This window comes from Stenotrophomonas sp. JAI102, assembly GCF_013409105.1.
Classification (GTDB): Bacteria; Pseudomonadota; Gammaproteobacteria; order Xanthomonadales; family Xanthomonadaceae; genus Stenotrophomonas; species Stenotrophomonas maltophilia_AA.
The window spans coordinates 371,257-395,929 of record NZ_JACCCI010000001.1 but is presented as its reverse complement, the minus strand read 5'-3'; the positions used below and the strand labels follow the sequence as shown (position 1 = coordinate 395,929).

Below are 24,673 nucleotides of genomic sequence, written 5' to 3'. Positions count from 1 at the left end.
CCCATGAAACTGCCTTACATCGCACTGTCCAGCCTTGCCCTGGTCGCTCTGGCGGGCTGCAACAAGACGCCCGCCGAACCGGCCGCACCGGTCGCCGCCCCCACCGAGGTCGCGGCGGTCAAGACGCCACCACCGGAGTACCCGATCGAACTGGCCTGCCAGGGGATCGGCGGCACCAGCACCTTCAAGGTGACCATCGCGGCCGACGGCCAGCCCAGCCAGGTCCAGCTCGCCAGCGGCAGCGGCAACGCCCAGCTCGACGAGCAGGCACAGAAGGCCGTGCAGGCCTGGCAGTTCAAGGCCGCTACCCGCGCCGGGCAGACGGTCTCGACCACGATCCAGGTGCCGGTCAGCTTCAATCCGCCGCAGCCCAAGCCCGACCAGTGTTTCGCGGTCGAAGAACGGCTGCGTCGCGGCGGCTGATCGCCGCGTTGTTGAGGTCAGCCGCCGCCAACCGCGCATCATGGATCGTCAAGGCGCCCGTCGGATCGACGCGTCGCCACGCGCCCGGTGAACACCGCCCCCTCGCAGCACCGCATTTCAGCGGTCCGGTGGGAAGGCGGGGACCGCACGGCGCACTTTTCTCGTACAAGGACGCGTTGGCGGATGCCTGATATTTCCAGTGAAAACGTATGGATCGCCCTGGCGGTGACCCTGGCCGCCGGCCTGGCCACCGCGCTGGGCAGCCTGATGGTGCTGTTCTCACGCCGGCCCAACCCGCGCCTGCTGGCGTTCGGGCTGGCCTTTGCCGGCGGCGCGATGGTCTTCGTCTCGCTGACCGAGATCCTCAACAAGGCGATCGACTCGTTCACCCAGGCCTACGATGCCCGGCTGGGCTTCGCCTACGGGACCGCGGCCTTCCTGGTCGGCGTGCTGCTGATCGTGGTGATCGACCACCTGATCCCGAACCCGCACGAGAGCCTGGACAAGCAGGATCCGCTGTTCCGCGACAACAACAAGGCCTACATCAAACGGGTCGGCCTGCTGACCGCCGTGGCGATCACCGCGCACAACTTCCCGGAGGGCCTGGCGACGTTCTTCGCCACGCTGGAGAGCCCGTCGGTGGGCATGCCGCTGGCCTTCGCCATCGCCATCCACAACATCCCCGAGGGCATCGCGATCGCGGTGCCGGTGTACTTCGCCACGCAGAACAAGTTCTATGCGTTCGGCGCCAGCCTGCTGTCCGGCCTGGCCGAACCGATCGGCGCGGCCATCGGCTATGTCCTGTTGTCCGGGGTGCTCAACCACGCCACCTTCGGCTGGGTGTTCGGGATCATTTCGGGCGTGATGGTGTTCCTGGCCCTGGACGAACTTCTGCCTGCGGCCAAGCGCTATGCCAAGGGCCACGAGACCGTGTACGGGCTCGTGGCCGGCATGGGCAGCCTGGCGATCAGCCTGGTGTTGTTCAAGTGGTGAGGCCGTAGCCGCAACCCGATGACGCCGGGCCCTGCCACTCGATAACGTCGGCGTCGGGCCCACCGCCCGGTAGTGCCGGCCGCTGGCCGGCTCTTCCCGATGTCGATCAAGACTGTGCAGAGCCGGCCAGCGGCCGGCACTACCCTCCGTTCGGCACGGCCTTATCTGCCGGCGCTCACTTCAACCGGTTCAACACCTCGACCAGCTCCTCGGCCAGCGGTGCATTGATCAGGTACGGCGTCTTGCCCGCATCCAGCGCGAACTCCAGCGAGGCCGCGTGCAGGAACAGACGCTTCAGCCCGATCTGCTCACGAAGCCGCTTGTTGACGTCCGGATCGCCGTACTTGTCGTCACCGGCCACCGGATGCCCCAGGTGCTGGGCGTGGACGCGGATCTGGTGGGTGCGGCCGGTTTCGATCCGCACCTCGCAGTACGAATGCCCACCCTTGCGCTCCAGCACCTTGAAGTGGCTGATCGACTCCTTGCCGATCGGGTTGACCTGGACATGGCGCTCGCCGCCCTGGCGCAGGCCCACGTGCAGCGGGGCGTCCACGGTCATGGTGCCATCGGGCATGCGGCCCGCCAGCAGGGTCAGGTAGCGCTTGCGGATGCCGGCGCCATGGTCTTCACGCAGCAGCGCCTGCAGCTCGCTCAGGGCCGAGCGCTTCTTGGCCACGATCAGCAGGCCCGAGGTGTCCCGGTCCAGCCGATGGACCAGCTCCAGGGTCTTGCCGGGGCGCAGCGCGCGCAGGGTTTCGATCGCGCCGAAGCTGATGCCGCTGCCGCCATGGCTGGCCACGCCCGACGGTTTGTTCAGCGCAAGCAGCCGATCGTCTTCGAACACGATGGCATCTTCCAGTCGTTTCATGAACGCGGCGGGTGGGCCGGCCTTGTCGCCCTCCTCGTTGAGACGGACGGGCGGAACCCGCACTTCGTCGCCGCCCTCGAGCTTGCGCTCGGCCTTGGCGCGGCCGCCGTTGACGCGGACCTGGCCACTGCGGACGAGCTTGTAGATCAGGCTGCGCGGTGCACCCTTGAGCTGGCCGAGCAGGAAGTTGTCCAGGCGTTGCCCGGCGCGGTCGGCCGGGACAGTGATGATACGTACGCTGGTCATGGCTTCAGCGGCTTTGGGGGTGGGCTCGGTAACGGTCATTGGCCTTTTATTCTGTTACACTCGGCGGGCGAGATAAGGGATTGATTTCGTTGGAAGTTGCTCTGGGCCAGAAGCCCGACTTCCCTCGATTCCGGCACAGTGCGCAGCCACCGCCCCCGGGGCGGCCATGTTAGCGGCTCACCGGCGGTCCCGGCCATCGCCGGATGTCTGACACGCATTCGCGCTGAACATGTCCCTGTGGCGCTCCAGCCTGGCTGAAAGCTGCCTCCGGCCCCGTAACACCCAAACCAAAACATAATGAAGCGCTCCCGCGGCCTGCCGTGGTGTTGTAGCGCTGGAAACCCAAACCGCCCTCCCCGCGCATGCGCGATGGGCGGTGAAGCGTGACCAGAAGCGAAACCCCATGGCGTTCCGCGCGGTAGCAGCGCGCGAGGAACGCAAGAATGAAGCGAATGCTGATCAATGCCACGCAGGCTGAAGAGCTGCGGGTAGCCATCGTGGATGGCCAGACGCTGTACGACATCGACATCGAACAGCCGTCCAAGGAACAGAAGAAGTCGAACATCTACAAGGGCCGCATCACGCGCCTTGAGCCTTCGCTGGAGGCCGCCTTCGTCGAATATGGCGGCGAGCGCCATGGCTTCCTGCCGCTGAAGGAAATCTCCCGCGATTACTTCCAGGCCGGCGTCGACCACAACAAGGCCGGCATCCGCGAGCTGCTGCGCGAGGGCCAGGAAGTCGTGGTCCAGGTGGACAAGGAAGAGCGCGGCAACAAGGGCGCTGCCCTGACCACGTTCATCTCGCTGGCCGGCCGCTACATGGTCCTGATGCCGAACTCGCCGAGCGCCGGTGGCGTCTCGCGTCGCATCGAGGGCGAAGACCGCGCCGCGCTGAAAGAAGCGCTGGACAAGCTGAACATCCCCGACGACATGGGCGTGATCATCCGCACCGCCGGCGTCGGCCGCGATGCCGAAGAGCTTCAGTGGGATCTGGACTACCTGCTGCAGGTCTGGAAGTCGATCGCCGAGGCGGCGCTGACCAAGCCGGCCTCGTTCCTGATCTACCAGGAATCGCGCCTGATCGTGCGCGCCCTGCGTGACTACCTGCGCGCCGATGTCGGCGAGATCCTGGTGGACACCGAAGAGCTGTACGAGACCGCCCAGGAGTTCATGCAGCAGGTGATGCCGCAGACCCTGCGCAAGCTCAAGCATTACAAGGACGACATCCCGCTGTTCAACCGCTTCCAGATCGAATCGCAGATCGAAGGCGCGTATGAACGCAACGTCCGCCTGCCGTCCGGCGGCTCGATCGTGGTCGACCAGACCGAAGCGCTGACCGCCATCGACGTCAACTCCTCGCGCGCCACCAAGGGCAGCGACATCGAGGACACCGCCTTCCAGACCAACCTGGAAGCGGCCGACGAAGTGGCCCGCCAGCTGCGCCTGCGCGACCTGGGCGGCCTGGTGGTCATCGATTTCATCGACATGGCCTCCAACAAGCACCAGCGCGAAGTCGAGAACCGCCTGCAGAACGCACTCAAGTACGACCGTGCGCGCGTGCAGCTGGGCCGCATCTCGCGCTTCGGCCTGATGGAAATGAGCCGCCAGCGCCTGCGTCCGAGCCTGGGCGAATCCAGCCAGATCGTCTGCCCGCGTTGCGACGGCCATGGCCGCATGCGCAGCGTCGAGTCGCTGTCGCTGTCCATCATCCGCGTGGCTGAAGAGCATGCGATGAAGGAGAACACCGGGCAGGTGCTGGTCCAGGCCCCGGTCGAGATCGCCAACTACCTGCTCAACGAAAAGCGCAGCGCGCTGCGTGAGATCGAACAGCGCCATGACGCGCCGATCGTGATCGTCGCCGACGAGCAGCTGCACACCCCGCATTACGAAGTGACCCGCCTGCGCGAGAACGAGCTGGGCGAAGAAAGCGGCAAGCCGAGCTACCAGCGCGGCACCCCGCGCAAGCTGCCGGTGCACGCGCTGACCAAGGCCCAGCTGAACATCCCGGTCGCCCCGGTGGTGACCCAGGTCAAGCACAGCCAGCCGGCCCCGGTGCGTGAAGCCCCGGAACCGGAAGCCGCACCGGCCCCGGTCGCCGCCCCCGTTGCCGCCCCGGCTGCAACCGGCGTGGTGGGTTGGCTGAAGCGCATCTTCGGTGGCGAACCGGCCCCGGTCGCCGCACCGCAGCCGAGCAACCGCCCGGGCCAGGACGGCAACCGCAATGGTCGCAACAAGGATCGCAACGGCAAGGACCGCAATGGCCGTCGTGATGAGCGTGGCGAACGCGGTGGCAACGGCAATGCGCAGGCGCAGGGCCGTGGCAAGGACCGTGGTGAGCGTGGCGAACGCGGCCCGAAGGGCGAGCGTCGCGACGAGCGCCGTCAGGACACCGCCGCCGCACCGGCCAATGGCAACGCCGCGCAGGTGCAGGCACCCGGCCAGGGCAAGCCGCGCAACGAGCAGCAGCCGGCCAAGCCGCGCAATGAAGCGCGCAACGACCAGCAGCAGCCGAAGCTGAAGCAGAAGCAGGGCCAGAACGGCCAGGCCAAGCCGCAGCAGAACGAGGGTGAGAAGCCGGCCGTGAGCGAAAAGCCCGCGCGCCAGCCGCAGGCCGATGCACCGAAGCCGACCAGCACTGCACCGGTCGCTGCCGACGCCGCCGTGATCGCTGCGGCTGCCGTGGTGGCCACCGATGCCGCCGCGCCGGCCGCCCACGTCCAGGAAACGGCCAAGGCCGCCCCGGCCGAGGATGCACAGCTGAGCGACACCGACGCCATCGAACAGGGTGACACGCCGGCCAATGCCGAAGACGGTACCGGTGAGGGCGCCTCGCGCCGTCGTCGTGGTCGTCGCGGTGGCCGTCGCCGTCGTCGTGGCAATGGCGAGCAGGCTGCCGGCAGCGATGGCCTGAACGGTGACGACAACGGTCTGGATGACGATGGCGACGACCAGGACGGCGATCAGGACGGCGGCACCACTGCCCCGGCCGAGCGTCAGGTGGCCAACAACGGCCAGCCGCAGCCCGAGTTCGAGTTCGACGACGAATCCGGCAACGCGCCAGCCGCTGCGCCCGCACCGGTCCAGGCAACGCGCCCGGCCCCCGTGGCGGCCGTCGCTGCCGCGGCGCCGGTCGCCGTGGTCAGCAGTCCGGTCGTGACCGCCGGTCACGCCGAGCCGACCCCGGCCCCGGTGGCTGCACCGGTTGCCGAGAAGGCTCCGACCCCGGTCGTTGAAAAGGCATCCGCCCCGGCAGTCGAGCCGATCACCGAGAAGGCCCCGGCCTCCTACAACGACCCGGTGCCGTTCGTGGAAAGCCCGCGGCCGACCCCGGTTGTTGCTCAGCCGGCCGCGCCGGTGGAAGCTGCGCGTCCGGTTGAGCCGGTGGCTGCTCCGGTGGTTTCGGCCCCGGTAGCCGCTCCGGCGGCTCCGGCGCCGGTCGCTGCTCCGGCGGCTCCGGCGCCGGTCGCTGCTCCGGCGGCTCCGGCTCCGGTGGCTGCTCCGGCCGCTCCGGTCATTGAGACCGCTGCGCAGGAAGTGAAGGAGCCGACCGCCGCGCCGGTGCAGACCAGCATGCTGGATGCCGTCGACGCGACCCAGGCCCCGGCACAGTCGGCAGCCCCACAGGCCCGTACCGAATCGGCCTCGGCCGGCCCGGTCGTGCACAACGGTCAGCTGTTCGGTTCGGCCGCCAGCGAAACCCCGGCCGCCACCAACGCTGCCGAACAGGCTGCGCAGGCCGAAGCCCGCGAGGACATCCCGACCGATGCCCCGCAGGCCGACGAAGGCGACAAGGCTGACCAGGAAAAGCAGGAAAAGAACGACACGCCCTGATCCTGGCTCAGTGACGCAACAAACAGACAGCGGCCTTCGGGCCGCTGTCTGCGTTTGGGGTGTTGGATGGCGGAGCCAGTGGCGTGCGCCAGGGTTCATGATTGCGGCACTGAGAGCATCCATGCATGGCGTGGATCTACCCATGCCATCGGACGCATCAAGGGCAGATCCACGCCATGCGTGGATCCTGCACGGGACGCATCAAGGGTAGATCCACGCCATGCGTGGATGCGGCCGTTCGCGCGCTACGCCATCACCGACGCCGCCGCCGCGCGCCTCAGGGCGTCGTCGCGCCGGTGTTTCCTGTGCCCGGCGCAAACTGCAGCCGGGTCCACACACCGTAATGATCCGAGGCCCAGCGGCCATCGGCATACGGCTGGTCGAACAGGATCTTCGCCTCACGGGCGAGCAACCGGTCCTGCTGGAAGAAAATGTGGTCGATGCGCGAGGGTGCTTCGTAGTAATGCCGGTTGAGCGTACTGACCTGGGCCAGCTCGTTGTTGACGTGCACGCTGCCGTAGCTGTCGCCGTAATGATTGCGCAGCGCGCTCAGGTCACCGGCATCCACCAGCGCATTGAAGTCACCGGCCACCACCACCGGCGCGTCGCCCGCGGTCTGCGCGATGAACGCCAGCAGATCCGCGACCTGCTCGCCGCGGATGCGGCTGCCGGCTTCGTCCGAGCGCTCGTTCAAGTGCGTGGCGTAGACATTCACCGGGCGGCCGTCCACATCGATGCGCAGATGCGCCACGGTTCGGTAGTCGTTGATCGGTGCCAGCAGGTGGTCGTTGCGCGACACCACCGGGCGACGGGTCAGCAGGGCATTGCCGTAGCGCTTGAAACGCCCCGGCGGATCGGTGGAGACGAACTGGTAGTCGTAGCCGAGCTTGCGCGCCAGCCATGCGGCCTGGTTGCGCACGTGGGGCTTCTGGATCACTTCCTGCAACGCGATCGCGTCGGGCCGGAGCGCCTGCAACTCGCGCAGGATGACCTGGCGGCGGGCCGGCCAGTCTTCGCGGTCGTGGTGCAGGTTGAAGGTGACCATGGTCATCTCCTGCCCTGCCCCGGTGCCCTGTGCCCACGCAAGCAGCGGTGCCAACGCCAGCGCGGCGGCCAGCACGCCGCGCATCCTCCTCGTCATCTGCCGCATTACGGTGCCTTGCGTTCTGCCCGGCGTACCGATGCCGGAATCTCGATCTCGACCTTGGCCGGCACCTGCGTCACGCGCAGCTCGCCACCCACCCATTCCGCCGGCTCACCATTGATGGTGGTGGCGCCCGGCTCGCCGCTGTACGGCCACGGCAGCACCACGCCGCCGGCCGGCGGAATCAGTCCGGCCGACACGGTCAGGGTGAGCTGCTTGTCGTTGCGGACCAGCGCGTAGTTGAGCTGCCCGTTCGGTGTGCGCAGGCCCTGTACGCCGACACCCTTGCCTTCCAGCCAGCGCGACGGCACGCCGGCAGCCAACACCAGGCTGTCGTCGATGTCGCGGTTGTACGCGAACATGTCCAAGGCCGAGCGTACGAAGTCCGAGGCGACCCACGCGTGCGGCAGGTCGCCCAGGAAGAACGGTTTGCGCGGCGTGCGCGAGACCACTTCGGCCCACTGGTTCCAAGGCTGCGGCGCGCGGTCCTTGAAGAAGAACTCGGTCGCCTGCCAGGCGCGGTCACGCCAGCCCAGGCGCACAAAGGCGGCCACGTTGCGCCACTCGTAAGGGGTGTAATCCTTCCACTCGCGCTTGCCATCCCGACGCGCTTCGAACTCCTTCCAGTACCGCTCGAAGGTGTTGTTCAAGTACGGCTGCGGCAGGCGACCCTGCTCACCGGCCGGCGCCAGCGCGATCGTGGTCGAGGTTGCATCGAAATCGCCAAGCTCGGCCGAGCCCGGCAGATAGTCGATCCTGTGCTGTGCGGTCGCGGCCAGCAGCGAGGCCTGCAGGTCGTCACGGAACTGGTCGCGCGACTCGCTGATCTGCATCGCCTCCGCCTTGCCCAGCGTGCTGGCGATGATCGCCGCATCCTTGTAGCCGCGCAGCGCCCAGAAGTTGTCCCAGTACGAATGCATCGGCTTGGCCGAATAGCCTTCGTGGCTGATCGAGACCGGCATCATCCCGTAGAAGGCCGGGTTGCGGGCGCGGTTCTCCTCGGTGCGCTCGCTCAGGCGCAGCTGCTCCATGTACTGGTAGGCGCCCTGCACATGCGGCCACATCACCTCCAGGAAGGTGGTGTCGCCGGTGTAGCGCCAGTACTCGGCGATGTTGAAGATCAACTCGCCGTGGCTGTCGTTCTCCGGCACCGGGTCGCTGCCGCGCGAATCCACGCAGCACGGCACCTTGCCGTTGTCGAACTGATACGGCGCATACCAGTTCACGTACTGGCGCACCGCATCGCTGCGGCCCATGCGCAGCAGGCCTTCGGAAATCATCGCGCCATCGCGGATCCAGCTGCGCGAATACGAGCGCGTGCCCGGCTGCAGGCTCGGGCCGATGCGCGAGATCAGCATGTGCGCCAGCGAAGTGCGCAGCGTGTCGGCCAGCGGTTTGCCGGCGGCGGGAACCTGCAGCGTCACCTGGTCCAGCTTGGTCCGCCACATCGAGGCGACCTGCTGCTGCGCCTTGGCCGCGTCGAAGGCCGAGGGCATGGTCCAGCTGCCGGTCTGCGGCAGCACGATCGCCACCTCGCGGCTCTGGCCGGGCTCCAGCTTCCAGCGGTAAAGCAGCGCGCCCGAGGCCAGGCCGGTGCCGTCCTTGACTTCGGTGGTGCCCGGCAGCGTGCCGCTGGCCAGGTGGACCACGTCGAGCTTGCTGTCGAACGCGGTGGCGAAGGCGGCATCCGGTGCCTGCGCCGGGTACAGGCGCGGCGTGCCGTTGACATCCACGTGGGTGGGGTCGAAGGACAGGTTGTCGATCCGGCTGACGCCGCCGACGGTGTTGAGGAACTGGGTCGGCGGATTCACCTGCCAGGGGCGCACGGCCAGGGCCAGCGTGTACTCGTGGGCGACCTTGTCCGGGTTGCGCAGGGTGTAGCGCCCGACCAGCTGCGCGTTGTCCGGCGTGCCCTGCACGAAACCGGTGACCTGCAGGCCGGCCTTGTCGTGGGTCCAGCCGACGTTGGCGATCGGCAGGTAATCGTCCTGCAGCGACTGGCGGGTGGTGACGTCGGCCCAGCTCAGCAGCTTGTTGTCGACCAGCACGAACGGCTCGACGCTGAAGCTGGATTTGGCCACCTCCAGCGCGCCGTCTTCACCGATCAGCGCCTGCTCGCGGCCGCCGTCCAGGCCGAGCAGCGTCCAGTACGGCTGTTCACCGGTGAAACCGCGCGGCACCGAGCCGCGCGGCAGCTCCGCGCCGACCGAGCGGACGAAATCATTCGGGGTCGCGGCGAACTCGAGCGGCTTCACCGTGATGTCGCGGATGCCGTAGCGCCAGCTCGGGCCGCCTTTCAGGTCGAAGCGCAGGTAGCGCGCTTCGGTATCGGGCAGGGCCAGCCAGTCACGGCCTCCGCCACCGGCGGTCACCTCGCGCACCGTTTTCCAGGCGCGTCCGTCGGCCGAGGAACGCACCACGTAGCGCGTGGCCTCCAGCCCGGGCAGCCATTCGATCACCGCCCCACCGAACTCGCGCACCTTGTGCAGGTCCAGGCTGATCGTCTGCTCGGCCACGCCGCCGCTGATCCACACCGTGTCCGGCTTGCCATCGACGATGCGGTTCTGCAGCGCGGTGGCGGTATCGGCGATCACCGAGGGACTCAGCGAAGACGTATCGGCCGGCGGCAGGCCCTGCAGCGTGAGCCGGTCGAAACAGACCGTGCCCTTGCCGCCCACCTTGCTGTAGATCGTGAACTCCATCGCCGCGCTGCGATGGAGTGTCTTGTCCGTCTCCGGGCCCCAGGCCTTGTCGATCTGGCGCTTGCGGTACTGCACCGGCGTCCACGCCTTGGGGAACGCGTAGCCGGGTCGGTTGACCCACCACACGTTGTCGCCACTGGCGTCGATCAGCTTGAACTGCAGGTCATTGGCGGGGGAATCGCCGCGCAGCTGGAAGCCGAACTGGTAGTTCTCCGGGTACTGGATGCCCAGCTCGCGGCGGATGCCGACGTAGCCGGAGACATTGTGGAAGTCGTAATCCAGGCAGAGCGCGCGGCCACCGCCACTGCCGGCGACGCTGCGCAGCGAACCGCTGACCTGGTCGGAGACGACCAGCTTCCACGGGCTCATGTCATCGAAGCTGTCCAGCACCTTGGGTGCCGGCAACACCGGCGTCGCCGGCGGTGCGGCCGAGGCCGCCAGTGACCAGACCAGACCCAGACCCACCGCGACGACGGCATGCTTCACCCTTTGACACTCCCCAGCAACAGACCTTGGATGTAATAACGCTGCAATGCCAGGAACAGCAGCAGCACCGGAACCACCGTGACCACCGCGCCGGCCATCATCATTTCGACGTCCATGATGTGCTCGCGCGAGAGCGTGGCCAGGGCCACCGGGAGAGTGTAGTGCTCCTGATCGGTCAACACGATCAACGGCCACATGAAATCGTTCCAGGCGGCCATGAAGGTGAAGATCGACAGCGTCACCAGCACCGGCTTGAGCATCGGCAGCACGATCTGGAAGAAGATCCGCAGCTCCCCTGCCCCATCGATGCGGGCCGCTTCGAGCAGCTCGTCCGGGATCGAACGCGCGTACTGGCGGACCAGGAAGATGCCGAACACCGTCGCCAGCGCCGGCACGATCACGCCACCGAAGTTGTTGACCAGGCCCAGCTGCTTCATCAGCAGGAACAGCGGCAGCATCGCCACCTGCGCCGGGATCACCAGCGCGGCCAGCAACAGCTGGAAAATGCGCTCGCGGCCGGCGAAGCGCAGCTTGGCGAAGGCATAGCCGGCCATGGTGTTGAGCAGCAGCGAGCCGAACGTGATCGCCAGCGAGACCATCAGGCTGTTGACGAAGTTGTTGGCCATGCCGGTACGCGCGAACAGCTCATGGTAGTTCGCAGTGGTCAGCGAGGACGGCAGCAGCGGCGGCGGGAAATGCGCCGCCTCGCCGGTCGGCATGAACGACACCGACAGCATCCACAGCAACGGCGCCAGGCTCAGGACCGCGAGCACCAGCAGGCCGCCATTGACCCACCAGGCATGCCAGCGCGATTGACCGATTTCACGACTCATACCAACTGCCTCTTGCGGCCGAAACGCAGCATGATGCTGGTCACGCCCAGGATGATCAGGAACAGCAGGAACGCCACCGCGGAGGCGCGACCCAGGTTCCACCACTTGAAGCCTTCTTCAAACATGAAGTACAGCACGCTGACGGTGCTCTGCAGTGGGTCGCCACGCGTCATCACGTAGGGTTCTGCGAACAGCTGGAAGTAGCCGGACACGGTGATCACGCCGACCACCAGCAACACCGGGCCGAGCATCGGCAGGGTGATGTGCAGGAACTGCTTCCAGCGCGAGGCACCGTCGATACGGGCGGCCTCGTACAGGTCATGCGGGATCGCCTGCAGGCCGGCCAGGAAGATCACCATGTTGTAGCCGAAGTTCTTCCACACCGCGAACAGCATGATGGTCGGCATCGCCCAGTTCGGGTCGCCGAGCCAATCGATCGGGCTGATGCCCAGATGGCCCAGGCCGTAGTTCACCAGGCCGTAGCTGGTATGGAACAGGTAGCGCCAGATCACCGCCACCGCCACCAGGGTGGTCACCACCGGGGCGAACAGCGCGGTGCGGAACAGTGCCTTGAAGCGTGCGGCCGGGGCGTTGAGCAGGATCGCTGCGCCCAGCGACACCGCGATCGACAGCGGCACGCCGACGATCACGAAGTACGTCGTGTTCCACAGCGACTTCCAGAACATCGGGGTCTGCAGCAGATCGATGTAATTGCCCAGGCCGACGAAGCGCAGGTTGTCCCCGTCGGCCAATGCATACAGGTCGAAATCCGTGATGCTCAGGGCCAGCGCCGAGAACACCGGCAGACCGAAGAACACCGCGATGACCAGGATGGCCGGGCCGGCGAACATCCAGCCGGCAAGCGAACGCTGCTTCATGGTGCCGCCTCCGTGGCCACTGCACTGGAGTGCTGCTTGTCGCTCAGCCCGGAGGATTCCTGGCGGTGCTGCTCATGCATCCAGCGGCGTTTGGCGAGGACCTTGTCCACGCGTGCGTCCAGCTCTTTCACTGCTTGATCCTGGTCCAGGCCACCACGCACCACCTGTTCAGTGGTGATCCGCATTTCCTGGGCGATCCGCTCCCACTCCAGCACCTTCGGGGTCGGCTTGACCCGCTCGAGCTGGTCGCGGAACGGCTGCGCCAGTGGATCGTTGGCCAGCGAGGGATACTCCCAGGTGCTGCGCCGCGGCGGCAGATCGCCGATGATCGAATGGAAGCGCTCCTGGATCGCCGGGCGCGACAGGAACTCGATCAGCTTCCACGAGGCTTCCTTCTGCTTCGAATCGCGGAAGATCACCAGGCTGGTGCCACCGGCGATGCCGGCACCCGGGCCATCCGGACCCGGCAGTGCGGCCGTGCCCCACTGCCCTTCCAGTTCCTTGGGCTGCAGCTTCTTGAATTCGCGGATGTTCCAGGGGCCGGACACGTAGAACACGTTGAAGCCCCGGAAGAACTCGTCCCAGACGTTGGAAATCTGTGTCTCGGACATGCGCGGGGCCCAGCCCTGCGCGAACATGTTCTCGTAGAAGCCCAGCGTCCTGCGGAAGCCGGGGCTGCTGAAGTTGCCGCGGGTGTCCTCATCGCGCAGCAGCGGATCGGGCTGCTGCAGGGCAAAGGAGAGCTGCTGCTCGAACTCGTTGATCGGCATCAGCACGGCGTAGCGGTTCGGGCCCTGCATTTTCTTGATCGCCGCCATCATCTCGTTCCACTCGGCCCAGCTGCGCGGCGGGTGGTCGTAGCCGGCCTTGGCCAGCATGTCCTTGCGGTAGTACAGCAGGCGCGTATCCACGTACCACGGCACGCCGACCAGCTCGCCATGGATCACGTTGGTATCCCAGATGCCCTGGAAATAATCGGCCGGGTCCACCACCTTCGACTGCGCCACGTAGGGCTGCAGCGGCGTCAGGGTATTGAGTTCGGCGAACTCGGGGATCCAGGTATTGCCCAGCTGGCACACGTCCGGCAGCCCTTCGGCGGCGAACGCGGTCAGCAGCTTTTCATGCGCGGCCGTCCACGGGATGTTCTGCACATCGACATGGATGCCCGGGTTTTCGGCCTCGAACTCGCGAACCAGGCCGGTGACGACTTCGGCCTCGCGGCCCATCGCCCAGAAACGCACAGTCACTCCTTCCGGTTCCTTCCGGCAGGCACTCAACAACAGGCTGCCGACGATCAGCAGCAACAGACTCAACCCCAGCTTCGGGCGCGACGACGATGGCACTGCTTACTTCCCCTGCTGCTGGTTGCGGTTCGAATTGGAATTGTTCTTCTGTTCCTGGGCTGCTGCCGCGCGCGATTCGGCGATGCCGACCGAGCGCGCCGAGGCCGCCTTTTCATCTTTCTGCAGTTCCATCGGCTGATCCTCGCCTTCCGGCGTCAGCCAGCCACCGCTGAAGCCGGCGCGCTCCAGGCCCTTGCGGATGTGCGGATTCTTCTTCATCACATCCCAGACGAAATCATTCCGGTAGTTGGCGATCATGGTCAGGATCGGCCCCTGGTCGATGCCGATGTAATCACTGGCCACCCAGCCGCGATCCGGGACCAGGCGACCGGTCTTGATCGGGATGTCGTAGTTGAAGCTGGGATTGAACGAATCCAGGAAGCCGTAACTGGAATAGATGTAGTCGCCGTAGCGCTTGTGCATCTCCACCGCGGCCGGGATCACCTCTTCCGGGGCGAACACGATCGAGGCGATCGCCGCGGTCGGCGCGATGGTACCGTCGTCGAAGTTCTCGCGCAGGCCGGCGCCGCGCGAAGAGTAATGGCGGAACTGGCGCTGCTCGCCACGGTATTCCTGGGTGGTGTTCTGCGGGCCGTCGCTGGCGGTCAGGCCCCACACGTTCTGGCCGTAATCCTTCCAGTTCATCGGGTTGGCGATCGCGTACTCGCGCTGCGCCAGGGCCGCCGAGCGGCTGTTGAGGAAGTAGGTGCTGCCCCGCTCGCGCATGTAGGCATCCTGGATGTCGCGGAAGTCGACCCACACATGCGTGTACTGGTGGCCGAACAGCGGACCGAAGGACAGGTATTCCTGGCCCTGGTAGACGCCCCAGTCGTTGTCGTAGGTACGCGTCCAGACCGTCCACGCGTCCGGGCTGACCGGATGGGTCGGCGAGCCGAGCGCGAGGATGTAGACCATCATCGCCTCGTTGTAGCCCATCCAGTCGTGATCGATGAAGCCACTCTCGGGGAACCAGCCCATCGAGATCAGCGGCGCACGCTGCTGCAGCCACGGCCAGTCCACGCGCTTGTACAGCGTATCGGCGATGGCGCGGATCTCTTTTTCGCGCGCGTCGTCACCGTCGTAATAGGACTGCGCGAACAGCACGCCCATCATCAGCAGCGCGGTATCCACGCTGGAGAGTTCCACCCAGCTGTCGTAGCGGCGGCCTTCCTGCATGTCCAGGAAGTGGTAGTAGAAGCCTTTGTAGCCGCCCTTGCCGGTCCGCTGCGGGCCCATCGGCAGGTCGCGGAAGAACTTCAGCGTCAGCAGGGTGCGGTCGATCGCCTGGTTGCGGCTGACCCAGCCGTTCTCGATGCCGATCGGATAGGCGGTCAGCGCGTAGCCCACCGAGGCGATGCTGGCGAACGGACGCGACGGGTAACGGTCCGGGCTGAGCCCGTTGACCTCGTTGGTGGTATCCCAGAAGAACTGGAAGGTGCGGCGTTCGATATCGTCGAACAGCGGCGGCAGCTCCGGCTTCATCGGCCGCGGCGGCACATCCGCCTCGACCAGGATCACGGGCGGCTTCGGCTTGGCCGGCTCCTGCTGGGCCTGCGGCTGACAGGCAGCGGCGGCGAGACTGATCGTCGCAGCGGTCAACAGGTGGCGTGCCTGCATGGGCCAACTCCTTGTGCGGTGTTCGTGACTGGGAAGCATAACGTCCAATGACCTGAAATCGTTTACAGAACGCCGCTTTAAAAAACCACGCATGCGTGGTCGAAAGCGGCGGGTCATTGCCCAGGCCGCTGCCACCCTCCGTGGCACCGGCCTGGACAATGGACTGGCCCGAGGGCCAGCCATTGCCATGAAACCGGCCCCGTCCGAGGACGGGGCCGTTGCTGCATCAGAAGCGGAAGCCGACTTCGGCCTTGACCTGACGCGGCGTACCGATGATGTCGCCGGTCTCGTTGTAGCTGGCCTGCAGCTTGCCGTTGGTCTTCACGTAGTTGTAGGTGGAGAAGTTGTCGAAGTTGAACACGTTGATGATGTCGATGCGCGCGTACAGCTCGGTCTCGCCCGGCATCTTGAACGTCTTCGTCGCCTGCAGATCGACCGAACGGTAGCCGAAGATCTTGCCACCCAGCAGGAACTTGCCATTGGCGTTGGGCACCGCGGCCTGCGGGGTTGGCAGGTTGTAGCCACTGGCCTGCGGGACGCCGTACCAGTCGTTCACCGCCGTCGGGGTGGCCAGGGTGAGCTTGCCACCGAAGGTGATGCCCCAGAAGCCCGCGTAAGAACCGGTGACCACCAGGCGGTGGCGCGGCGCGCCGTTGGAGCGGATGGTCGGATAGTCTTCGATCAGGCCGCGGTCGAACGCGTACTTTTCATTGATGTCACGGTTGTGGCGCGCGGTGGTCCAGGTGTAGGCCACCGAGGTGCCCCAGCCGCTTTCCTGGGTGAACGGCTTCTGCGCCGACAGCAGGACCTGGGTCGCACGGGTCTTGATGCCCTGCTGGCCGATGATCAGGCTGCCGAAGCCCGGCACGTTGCAGCTCCAGGCCTGGCCCAGGCCCGGCTCGGTGCCGCCGCACAGGCGCGGGTCATCGAAGAACTGGCCGGTCGGGTAACGGTTGCCCAGGGTGAAGGCGAAGCCGTCGTAGCTCAGGGTGCGGGAAATGGTCGCATCGGTCAGCCAGTCACCGACCTGGTTGCTCATGCCGAAGCTGAACTGATCCGAGTACGGCACCTTGAGGTTGTTGTTCAGCAGGTCGACTTCCAGACCGGCATTGCTGGTCGAACCGACCAGGGCCTGCAGGTTGCCGATGCCGTTGAGCAGGTTCGGGTTCCAGTCATAGCAGGCGGCCTGGCCGTCGATGCAGGTGCCGGTGCCCGGGTTGCGGAAGTAGATGGTCGGCTGCGGCAGGGCCAGCTTGGTGGTTTCCAGCTGCAGGTTGTCGAACAGATCGCGGTCATACGAACGACCGGCGCCACCGTGGAACACGTGCTGCTCGTCGGCGTTGATGTCATACGAGAAGCCCAGGCGCGGCTGCCAGGCATCCTTGAACGCCTTGCGGTTGTGGCCGTTGCTGATGTAGTCGCCGATGTTCAGGCCACCCAGCGCCAGCGAATCGGCGTAGGTCTGGCCAGCGGCCGCACGCGGATCCTGCGAGTAGATCGCGTCGACCACCTGCTGCGGGGTCACGAAGTCCAGGTAGGACGGGGTCTTCTCGTAATCCCAACGCAGGCCGAGGTTCAGCTGCAGATGGTCGTTGACCTGCCAGTCGTCCTGGATGAACAGGCCGATCTGCTTGGACTTCGAACGCACTTCGCCCGACACGCCCGACACGCCGGTCACCGGCTTGACGAACTGCGCCTTGTACGGAATGGAATCCGGGAAATCCGCATCGCCCAGGCTGTAGGTGAAGGTCGGGTTGATCTGCGCAGCATCCGATGCGTACAGATCAATCTGCTTGTACTTGGCACCCATCTTGATGGTGTGATCGCCCTGCCACTCGATGCCGTCCAGGGTCAGGTTGTCTTCGATCGACCAGCCCTTCTGGCCCTTCACCTGCGAATCCAGCGCCGATGCGCCACCGATCTTCACCACGGTGCGGTCTTCGGTGCCGTCCGGTGCGGTGTAGGTGATGCCGTTGGCCAGGGTCAGCGGGGTCGGGTTGTTGAACGAATCTTCGTGGGTGACCATCAGCTCGTTGTAGTAACGCTCGCCGCTGTGGTTCCAGCGCAGGGCGTAACGACGGTCGGTGTTGACCACTTCACGGCCGGCTTCCGGCGCGGTCTGGCCACTGAACTGCGACTGGGTTTCATCGCGGTCCTGGAAGGTCAGCTCGATGCGATCGTTGTCGGTCGGCTCGAAGTCGATCTTGCCGAAGATCAGATCCTGCTGGAACGGCTGGCTGGCCGGGCCGAGGCCTGCGGCGCCGTCGGCCGGCAGCAGGCCGGCAGCACTGGTCACCGCGCCGTCCGGCGCGATGGTGACCGGCAGGTCGAAGCGCTTGGCTTCATAGGTCACGAAGAAGTGCGCCTTGTCCTGGATGATCGGGCCACCCAGTGCGAAGCCGTATTCCTTCTCGGCCGAGACCATCTTGTCCTTGCCGCCCTGGCGCTCGGCCGGGGTCTTGGCGCGCATGTCTTCGTTGGTGTAACGGTAGAAGGTTTCACCCTTGAACTCGTTGGTACCGGACTTGGTCGCCGCGGTCACGGCCGCGCTCGACACCTGGCCGTACTCGGCCTTGTAGTTGCCGCTGATGACCTTGTATTCACCGATCGCCAGCTGCGGGAACGGGTTGCCGGCGCTGCCGGACTGGCCGGCCACGCCGCCGCCCTTGACGTAGCTCTTCTGGCCCACACCGTCGATGTAGACGTTGGTGCCATCGGAGTTGGTGGCACCGCCGCGCAGGGAGGTATTGCCCTTGGCATCGCGGGTGAAGATCAGGCCCGGCACCGCGTCGGCGAATTCCAGGAAGTTGCGCGACACCTGCGGGGTGGTCTGGATCTGCTGCAGGCTGACGGTCTTGCCCACTTCGGAGGTACGCACTTCCTGCAGCAGGGTCGGCGCAATGACGTTGACCGTGTCCAGGTTGGTGGCGTTGGCGGTGCTGCCGTTGGCCGGCGCGCCGCTGAAGTTCAGGGTCGCGGTCGAGGCCACGGTGACCGTCACCTTCTGCGTCTGGCCATTGGCCACGACGTTGTAGGTGCCCGGGTCCAGGCCCATCAGCGAGTAGCTGCCATCGGCACGGGTGGTGGCGCGGCGCACGCTGCCGCTGGCCACGTTGGTCGCGGTGACCTCGGTGCCGGCGGCGGTATCGGCGACCTGGCCGCGCAGCGACGAGGTGGCCGACTGCGCCATGACGCTCGGGGCGGCGCCCAGCATCAGGCAGGTGACCAGCGCGCTGGACAACAGACTCCGTGCGGGCGCGCGGTTGCGGTGATTGGAATACGTCATGTAACTCTCCGGGTGGTGGTGGCCGTCTTTGCGGCCCCTGTCGTTGTTTTTTTTACAGCGTGGTTTACATGCGTCACGACCAACGGTCGTGACCTACAGCTCGGTTCTGGCTTTGCTCGAATCACGCACGATCAGGGTCGGCACGAGCGTCTGCTTGTCGCCGGCCCCTTCTGTGTTGTTGCCATCCATCAACTGCAACAGGCGCGTCGCGGCCTTATCGCCGAGGTCGGCGATACTCACCTGCATCGTTGTCAACGACGGGTGAACGAAACGTGCCAGCGGAATGTCATCGAAACCCGCCAAGGCGACATCGGTCGGCACACGGACACCTGCCTGCGCGAACGCATACAGACACCCCAGCGCCATCATGTCGTTGGCGGCGAACACCGCATCGGGCAGCGTGCCGGCTGCCAGCAACTCCTGTCCGGCGCGATGGCCGGAAGCTTCGTCAAAGTCACCGGGCAACTCGATACCTTGGGCAGCATCGCCGAAGGCCGCCAGCGCATCGCGGAACCCGCGCAGGCGCTCACGGGCGTCGTAGTTGAGGTCCGGACCGGAAATGAAGGCGATGCGCCGATGGCCGACGTCCAGGAGGTGGCGGGTCATGGTCATCGCACCGGCATGGTCATCGATGCTCAGCACCGGATGATCCTGCTCGGGCAGATAGGTATTGATCAGCACCGTGGGCAGCGACTGCGGCAGGTTGTCGGTGAGGAAACCCGGGCTCTCGGCATACGGCGAGAGCACCAGCAACCCATCGACACGACCGCGCATGGCACGCAGGGCCGCGCCCTGCTGCTCCTGGTCACCGTGGTAACTGGACACGAGCAGATGCTGGCGACGCTCCCGCGCCACCCCATCGATGCCACGCATCAGTTCGGAGAAGAATTCGCCATAGAGATCGGGCAACACCACGCCAATGGTGTTGGTCCGTCGGCTGCTCAGGCTCCGGGCCGCTGCGTGCGGGGTGTAGCGCAGTCGCGCCGCTACCTCCAGCACCAGCTTGCGCACGGGCTCGGCAACATTTTCATGGCCATTGAGTGCGCGCGAGACCGTGGCAACAGAGACACGGGCCTCACGGGCGACATCTTTGATAGTGATCGCTGCCTTGTTCACTTCGCCGCCCTCCACGGCTTAGAGATCTGGGCTTGGCGCGGAATGTAAGCGTTTTCAAACCCGGATGTAAACACTACGTTAGCCTCATGTCGTACGGCGGTAACCAAAAGCTGTCCATGGCGGCCCCTTTCGGGACTGGCCAGGACAAGGCGGGACAAGGGTTTCAGCGATTCTTGACCGGTGTCTCGGCCCGGATGGACAACGCGTGGATGTCGGTCTCCATCATCGTCCCCAGGGCCGCATAGACGGCCCGATGGCGCGCCAGCGGCAGCTTTCCTTCGAAGGCCGCGCTGACCACGTGCACTTTGAAATGACCGCGGCCGTCCCGCGCGCCCTCGTGGCCGGCGTGGCGGTGGCTGTCGTCCTTGACCTCCAGCAGCTCGGGATCCAGCGCCTGCTGCAGGGCCTCGCGGATGCGCTCGACCCGGTTCATGGCAGGACCTTGCGGAACGGGCGGACCTGGACGCGCACGTACACGCCCGCCTCTACATAAGGATCGGCGGCGGCCCAGTCCTGGGCCTGGGTCAGCGAATCGAACGCGGCGATGACCACGCTGCCACTGAAGCCGGCCGGACCGGGGTCTTCGCTGTCGATGGCCGGGCACGGGCCGGCCAGCAGCAGCCGACCTTCATCCTGCAGGGCCTGCAGCCGGGCCAGATGGGCCGGGCGCGATGCCAGACGGGCGGCCAGCACATCGGTGCCGTCATAGCCTTCAATCACATACCACACGGGCAACTCCGAGGTCTTGTTGAATCGAACCCGGGCATTCTAGCGGGGCTGGCTGGACACTGGCGCGGCAACCCCGTAGTCTTATGTCCATTGCACGTGGCTGGACGCAGCGCCCCGTCGGCACCCGGCTCCACCGCCAGCCGACGACCGACCCACTGCCCCACACCGGCACACGTAGACGACCTCCCCGTAGTTCTGTCGCTGCCCATCGCGGCGCGCCTTGCTGTTTGAAGTGTGGAATCGCGCCGACCCAGGCGTGTCATGGCTTGCCATCCTGCCGCCCGGGACCGTTCCGGACGCTGGCATGGTGCGGCGACCGGTCCGTTGCAATACTGACGTCTATTTGATGACTGCCGAACTCGCGCTCGACGCGAACCCGCCAATCCGAGTGCCCGCCCCACAGCAGCAGGAAATGCCGCTGGCCGTGGTGCATGGACAGCCGGTCCTGCAGATTCCGCAGGACCTGTACATCCCGCCGGACGCGCTGGAAGTCATCCTGGATGCCTTCGAGGGTCCGCTGGACCTGCTGCTGTACCTGATCCGCCGGCAGAACCTCGACATCCTGGACATCCCGGTCGCCGAGATCACCCGCCAGTACGTCGAGTACATCAACGTCATGCAGGAGCTGCGCTTCGAACTGGCGGCCGAGTACCTGGTGATGGCGGCGATCCTGGCCGAAGTGAAATCGCGGATGCTGTTGCCGCGGCCGCCCAGCGTCGAGGGCGAGGAAGCCGATCCGCGTGCCGAGCTGGTGCGCCGGCTGCAGGAGTACGAACGTTTCAAGCAGGCCGCCGAGGACATCGACAGCCTGCCCCGCCAGGACCGCGACACCACCGTGGTCCATGCCTTCGTCCCCGACCGCGCGGCCGTCAAACTGCCGCCGCCGGTGGACCTGAAGGAAATGCTGATGGCGCTGCACGACGTGCTCAAGCGCGCCGAGCTGTTCACCGGCCACGCGATCAAACGCGAGGCGCTGAGCGTGCGCCAGCGGATGGGCGATGTGCTGGGTCGTCTGGAAGACGGCAGGTTCTACCGGTTTGAAACGCTGTTCACCGCCGAAGAAGGCAAGCTGGGGGTGCTGGTCACCTTCCTCGCCCTGCTCGAACTGGCCAAGGAACAGCTGCTGGACATCGTCCAGGAAGCTCCGCTGGCGCCGATCTACGTCAAGTCCCTGGCCGCCGGCAACACCAACGAACCGCTGCAGTTCAACAGCGAGTTCGACGACAACGACGCCGCCAACGAATCCGACTGAGCACCCGACCCACGCATGGATCAACCGCTGATCAACCGTATTGTCGAAGGCGCCCTGCTGGCGGCCAGCGAGCCGTTGACGCTGGCGCAGCTGCAGGGCCTGTTCCCGGAAGAGGAACCGGCCCCGCCGGGCAGCATCGAACGCGCGCTGGAACTGCTGCGCGACGGCTGCCAGGACCGCGGCGTGGAACTGGTCGAGGTGGCCTCCGGCTTCCGCTTCCAGGTCACCAGCGAAGTGCATGGCTACATCACCCGGCTGTGGACCGAACGCAAGACCCGCTACACCCGTGCCACTCTGGAAACGCTGGCGCTGATCGCCTACCGCCAGCCGATCACCCGCGGCGAGATCGAGCAGGTCCGCGGCGTGGCGGTCAGCAGCAACATCATCCAGGCACTGGAAGAGCGCGAATGGATCCGCGTGATCGGCCACCGCGATGTGCCCGGCAAGCCGGCGCTGTTCGGCACCACCAAGGGCTTCCTGGATTATTTCGGGCTCAAGCGCCTGGACGATCTGCCGCCGCTGTCCGAGCTGCGCGACCTGGGTGAGCTGGAGCCGCAGCTGCCGCTGGACAACGAAGGTCAACCGGCCGGTCGCCTGGCGGCCGGCGCTGCGACACCGGATGCCGAGCTGGACAGCGACGCGGCCAACGACGATGCCACTCCGGCGCCGGCGGACCTGGCCGACGCGATGGACCCTGCAGAACCGGCGGACCCGGCCGACCCACTGGACCCTGCCGCCGCCCGGCTGGCTGCCCGCGTGGCGCTGGCCTCGGCGCGGCTGGCGGAGCAACCGGCAGAACCGGACAATAACGAGGCTTCCGCCGATGCGGACGCCTCCGACACCCCATCCCATGCGCCGTTGTCGCTTGCCGACGACGACGCGGATACGACCGCCAGCGATGGCGAACCCGATACCGCGCCGGGAGAGCGCGCGGCGCCCCAGAACGAAACCGAAAACAACGCCGTCGCGAAGACGACCGTGGCTGTTGACGAAGCCGATCCCGAACCAGAGGCCGACGCATCCGTTGCCGGCCGGAGCCAAGTAAATGAGTGACACCCCCCGCAAGCCGTCGTTGAACAAGCTTTCGCTCAAGCGCGAAACCGCCTCCGAACAGCCCAAGCTCGAAGAGCGCCTGCACAAAGTGCTGGCGCAGGCCGGGCTGGGTTCGCGCCGCGCGCTGGAACAGCGCATCGCCGATGGCCTGGTCAAGGTCAACGGTGAAGTCGCGCAGACCGGCCAGTCGATCAAGAGCGGCGACAAGGTCGAGCTGGACGGCCGTGGTTTCGTCGCCACCGCGCTGACCGAAACCTCCCGCGTGCTGGCCTACAACAAGCCCGAAGGCGAAGTGACCACGCGCGAAGACCCCGAAGGTCGCCCGACCGTGTTCGAAGCGCTGCCTGCCCTCAAGGGCGCGCGCTGGATCGCGATCGGCCGCCTGGACATCAACACCACCGGCCTGCTGCTGGCGACCACCGACGGTGAGCTGGCCAACGCGATGATGCACCCCTCCTACGAGGTCGAGCGCGAGTACGTCGTGCGCGTGCGTGCACCGGAAGGCGAAGAGAAAGTGCCGGACAGCATCGTCGACCGCCTCGCCCGCGGCGTGGCGCTGGAAGACGGTCCGGCCAAGTTCGACGAGATCGAACGCATCGGCGGCACCGATTCGCACGACTGGTTCCGCGTGGTCGTCAAGGAAGGCCGCAACCGCGAAGTCCGCCGCCTGTGGGAATCGCAGGGTTGCCAGGTCAGCCGCCTGAAGCGCACCCGCTACGGCAAGGTCAGCCTGCCGCGCGAACTGCTGCGCGGCCAGTCGGTCGAGCTGCCGGCCAAGCAGGTCGAAGCCCTGCGCGCCGAACTGAAGCTGGAAGAAGGCGCGCCGTCGGCGCTGACCCTGCAGCCGGTCATCGGCCAGCGTCGTGCCGCCAAGACCACCGTGCGCGTCTCGCGCGACGGCGGCCGGGGCAACGCCTACGTCAACGGCCACAACTCGGCCGATGAAGGCCGCGAACTGCGTCGTTTCGACAACGTGCGCGAAGAGCGCGGCCGTGGCCGCGGTGGCAAGGGTGGCGGCTTCAAGGGTGGCCTGACGGTCAGCGGCGAAGCAGCGGCCAAGCAGTCGCAGCGCCCGTTCAAGGCCCGCCCGGACAAGGGCAACCGGGCGCTTCCGGAAGGCAACCCGGCCGCGTTCCGCAGCTGGTACGTGCCGGATGGTGTCAGCACCGGCCCGAGCGGCCACCGCAATGCCGGCCCGGGCGCTGCCCGTGGTCCCGGCGCGCGTGGTCCGGGTGCCGGCGCCGGTGCCGGCGGCCAGGGCCGTCCGTATGGCAAGCCGAAGGGTCCGGGTGGCGCAGGCGGCCCGGGGCGCGGCAGCTACGGCGGCGGCGCTGAAGGTCGCGGCGGCTATGCCGGCGGTGGCGAAAGCCGCGGCGGTTACGGCGGCCAGGGCCGTCCGGCCGGTCCGGGCGGCGGTGGCAACCGCGGTGCCCAGGGTGGCCAGGGTCCGTCGCGCCATCCGTACGGCCATCCGGGCAATGCCCCGAGCTTCCCGTCCGATCACGCCAATCCGGGCGCCAGCCCGTACGGCAGCGCGCGTCCGGCGGGCAACCGCGGTCCGGGTGGTCCGGGTGGCAACCGTGGCCCGGGCGGCCCCGGTTCACGGGGTCCGGGTGGCGCCAGTGCGCGCGGCCCCGGCGGTCCCGGTGGCAACCGCGGTCCGGGTGGTCCGGGCGGCAACCGTGGCGCGGGTGGCCCCGGTGCTCGCGGTCCCGGTGGCCCGGGGGGTCGTCCCGGTGGCAATCGCGGCCCGGGTGGCGGCGGTCACCGTGGTGGCGGCCCGCGCGGCGGCTGATCACTGATACGCTGAGATCAAAAAACCCCGGCTCAGGCCGGGGTTTTTCGTTGGGTCCACACGGGCCGCGATCAACCCG

Annotated in this window: 17 protein-coding genes; 6 read left to right on the top strand and 11 right to left on the bottom strand. The window is 66.7% G+C overall.

From position 1 onward, the window contains the following. Window positions 1-3: 3 nt before the first annotated feature. Together HDC96_RS01860 and zupT are read left to right on the top strand one after the other, a co-directional pair. Complete coding sequence (locus tag HDC96_RS01860; RefSeq protein ID WP_179458505.1) at window positions 4-423, top strand: energy transducer TonB; 420 nt, start codon at window positions 4-6, stop codon at window positions 421-423. Window positions 424-606: 183 nt separating this feature from the next. Beyond that, on the top strand, window positions 607-1,416 hold the full coding sequence (gene zupT / locus HDC96_RS01855; protein WP_176989452.1) for a zinc transporter ZupT: 810 nt from the start codon (window positions 607-609) through the stop codon (window positions 1,414-1,416). A 175-nt stretch (window positions 1,417-1,591) separates the two neighbouring features. On the opposite strand, the gene HDC96_RS01850 is transcribed toward zupT, so the two are convergent. Then, window positions 1,592-2,530, bottom strand: coding sequence for an RluA family pseudouridine synthase (locus HDC96_RS01850; RefSeq protein WP_019182886.1), 939 nt, complete (start codon window positions 2,528-2,530; stop codon window positions 1,592-1,594). A 443-nt stretch (window positions 2,531-2,973) separates the two neighbouring features. On the opposite strand from HDC96_RS01850, the gene HDC96_RS01845 reads away from it, so the two are divergent. Continuing rightward, on the top strand, window positions 2,974-6,360 hold the full coding sequence (locus tag HDC96_RS01845; RefSeq protein ID WP_179458504.1) for an Rne/Rng family ribonuclease: 3,387 nt from the start codon (window positions 2,974-2,976) through the stop codon (window positions 6,358-6,360). Window positions 6,361-6,637: 277 nt separating this feature from the next. Here HDC96_RS01845 and HDC96_RS01840 read toward each other — a convergent pair whose 3' ends face one another. The 10 genes from HDC96_RS01840 to HDC96_RS01795 all read right to left on the bottom strand — a co-directional run bounded on the left by HDC96_RS01840 (window position 6,638) and on the right by HDC96_RS01795 (window position 20,494). Next, window positions 6,638-7,510 carry an endonuclease/exonuclease/phosphatase family protein gene (locus tag HDC96_RS01840; protein ID WP_179458503.1) on the bottom strand — a complete coding sequence of 291 codons (873 nt, stop codon included), beginning with the start codon at window positions 7,508-7,510 and terminating at the stop codon, window positions 6,638-6,640. After that, window positions 7,510-10,692: a discoidin domain-containing protein gene (locus tag HDC96_RS01835; RefSeq protein WP_179458502.1), complete on the bottom strand. Its 3,183-nt coding sequence runs from the start codon at window positions 10,690-10,692 to the stop codon at window positions 7,510-7,512. The genes HDC96_RS01840 and HDC96_RS01835 overlap by 1 nt, the downstream gene beginning before the upstream one ends. After that, on the bottom strand, window positions 10,689-11,525 hold the full coding sequence (locus HDC96_RS01830; protein WP_176989448.1) for a carbohydrate ABC transporter permease: 837 nt from the start codon (window positions 11,523-11,525) through the stop codon (window positions 10,689-10,691). The genes HDC96_RS01835 and HDC96_RS01830 overlap by 4 nt, the downstream gene beginning before the upstream one ends. Further along, window positions 11,522-12,403 carry a sugar ABC transporter permease gene (locus tag HDC96_RS01825; RefSeq protein WP_123730758.1) on the bottom strand — a complete coding sequence of 294 codons (882 nt, stop codon included), beginning with the start codon at window positions 12,401-12,403 and terminating at the stop codon, window positions 11,522-11,524. The genes HDC96_RS01830 and HDC96_RS01825 overlap by 4 nt, the downstream gene beginning before the upstream one ends. Further along, window positions 12,400-13,716, bottom strand: coding sequence for a sugar ABC transporter substrate-binding protein (locus HDC96_RS01820; RefSeq protein WP_179458501.1), 1,317 nt, complete (start codon window positions 13,714-13,716; stop codon window positions 12,400-12,402). Before HDC96_RS01820 ends, HDC96_RS01825 begins: the two co-directional genes overlap by 4 nt. A 33-nt stretch (window positions 13,717-13,749) precedes the next feature. Further along, entirely contained in the window at window positions 13,750-15,363 is a 1,614-nt protein-coding gene (locus HDC96_RS01815; RefSeq protein ID WP_179458500.1) for a glucoamylase family protein, read from the bottom strand. A gap of 226 nt (window positions 15,364-15,589) precedes the next feature. Beyond that, window positions 15,590-18,649 (bottom strand): TonB-dependent receptor, encoded by a 3,060-nt coding sequence (locus HDC96_RS01810; RefSeq protein ID WP_179458499.1) that lies wholly within the window; start codon window positions 18,647-18,649, stop codon window positions 15,590-15,592. A 93-nt stretch (window positions 18,650-18,742) separates the two neighbouring features. Continuing rightward, on the bottom strand, window positions 18,743-19,780 hold the full coding sequence (locus HDC96_RS01805; RefSeq protein ID WP_179458498.1) for a LacI family DNA-binding transcriptional regulator: 1,038 nt from the start codon (window positions 19,778-19,780) through the stop codon (window positions 18,743-18,745). Window positions 19,781-19,928: 148 nt separating this feature from the next. Then, on the bottom strand, window positions 19,929-20,198 hold the full coding sequence (locus tag HDC96_RS01800) for a BolA family protein (RefSeq protein ID WP_070470362.1): 270 nt from the start codon (window positions 20,196-20,198) through the stop codon (window positions 19,929-19,931). After that, window positions 20,195-20,494, bottom strand: coding sequence for a YciI family protein (locus tag HDC96_RS01795; protein ID WP_088434706.1), 300 nt, complete (start codon window positions 20,492-20,494; stop codon window positions 20,195-20,197). Before HDC96_RS01795 ends, HDC96_RS01800 begins: the two co-directional genes overlap by 4 nt. 220 nt (window positions 20,495-20,714) lie before the next feature. Here HDC96_RS01795 and HDC96_RS01790 point away from each other — a divergent pair, with 220 nt between their 5' ends. The 3 genes from HDC96_RS01790 to HDC96_RS01780 are packed head-to-tail and all read left to right on the top strand — an operon-like array spanning window position 20,715 to window position 24,594. After that, window positions 20,715-21,746, top strand: coding sequence for a ScpA family protein (locus HDC96_RS01790; RefSeq protein WP_179458497.1), 1,032 nt, complete (start codon window positions 20,715-20,717; stop codon window positions 21,744-21,746). A 15-nt stretch (window positions 21,747-21,761) separates the two neighbouring features. Next, window positions 21,762-22,799, top strand: coding sequence for an SMC-Scp complex subunit ScpB (gene scpB / locus HDC96_RS01785; protein ID WP_179458496.1), 1,038 nt, complete (start codon window positions 21,762-21,764; stop codon window positions 22,797-22,799). After that, a complete protein-coding gene (locus HDC96_RS01780; RefSeq protein WP_179458495.1) occupies window positions 22,792-24,594 on the top strand; it encodes a pseudouridine synthase in 1,803 nt (600 codons plus the stop codon). The genes scpB and HDC96_RS01780 overlap by 8 nt, the downstream gene beginning before the upstream one ends. Window positions 24,595-24,673: the final 79 nt, after the last annotated feature.

Coding starts and splice junctions, on each gene's coding strand:
- HDC96_RS01810 (WP_179458499.1), bottom strand. CDS start 18,649: ATGACGTATTCCAATCACCGCAACCGCGCGCCCGCACGGAGTCTGTTG.
- HDC96_RS01800 (WP_070470362.1), bottom strand. CDS start 20,198: ATGAACCGGGTCGAGCGCATCCGCGAGGCCCTGCAGCAGGCGCTGGAT.
- HDC96_RS01830 (WP_176989448.1), bottom strand. CDS start 11,525: ATGAGTCGTGAAATCGGTCAATCGCGCTGGCATGCCTGGTGGGTCAAT.
- HDC96_RS01825 (WP_123730758.1), bottom strand. CDS start 12,403: ATGAAGCAGCGTTCGCTTGCCGGCTGGATGTTCGCCGGCCCGGCCATC.
- HDC96_RS01845 (WP_179458504.1), top strand. CDS start 2,974: ATGAAGCGAATGCTGATCAATGCCACGCAGGCTGAAGAGCTGCGGGTA.
- scpB (WP_179458496.1), top strand. CDS start 21,762: ATGGATCAACCGCTGATCAACCGTATTGTCGAAGGCGCCCTGCTGGCG.
- HDC96_RS01780 (WP_179458495.1), top strand. CDS start 22,792: ATGAGTGACACCCCCCGCAAGCCGTCGTTGAACAAGCTTTCGCTCAAG.
- HDC96_RS01850 (WP_019182886.1), bottom strand. CDS start 2,530: ATGACCAGCGTACGTATCATCACTGTCCCGGCCGACCGCGCCGGGCAA.
- zupT (WP_176989452.1), top strand. CDS start 607: ATGCCTGATATTTCCAGTGAAAACGTATGGATCGCCCTGGCGGTGACC.
- HDC96_RS01815 (WP_179458500.1), bottom strand. CDS start 15,363: ATGCAGGCACGCCACCTGTTGACCGCTGCGACGATCAGTCTCGCCGCC.
- HDC96_RS01860 (WP_179458505.1), top strand. CDS start 4: ATGAAACTGCCTTACATCGCACTGTCCAGCCTTGCCCTGGTCGCTCTG.
- HDC96_RS01840 (WP_179458503.1), bottom strand. CDS start 7,510: ATGCGGCAGATGACGAGGAGGATGCGCGGCGTGCTGGCCGCCGCGCTG.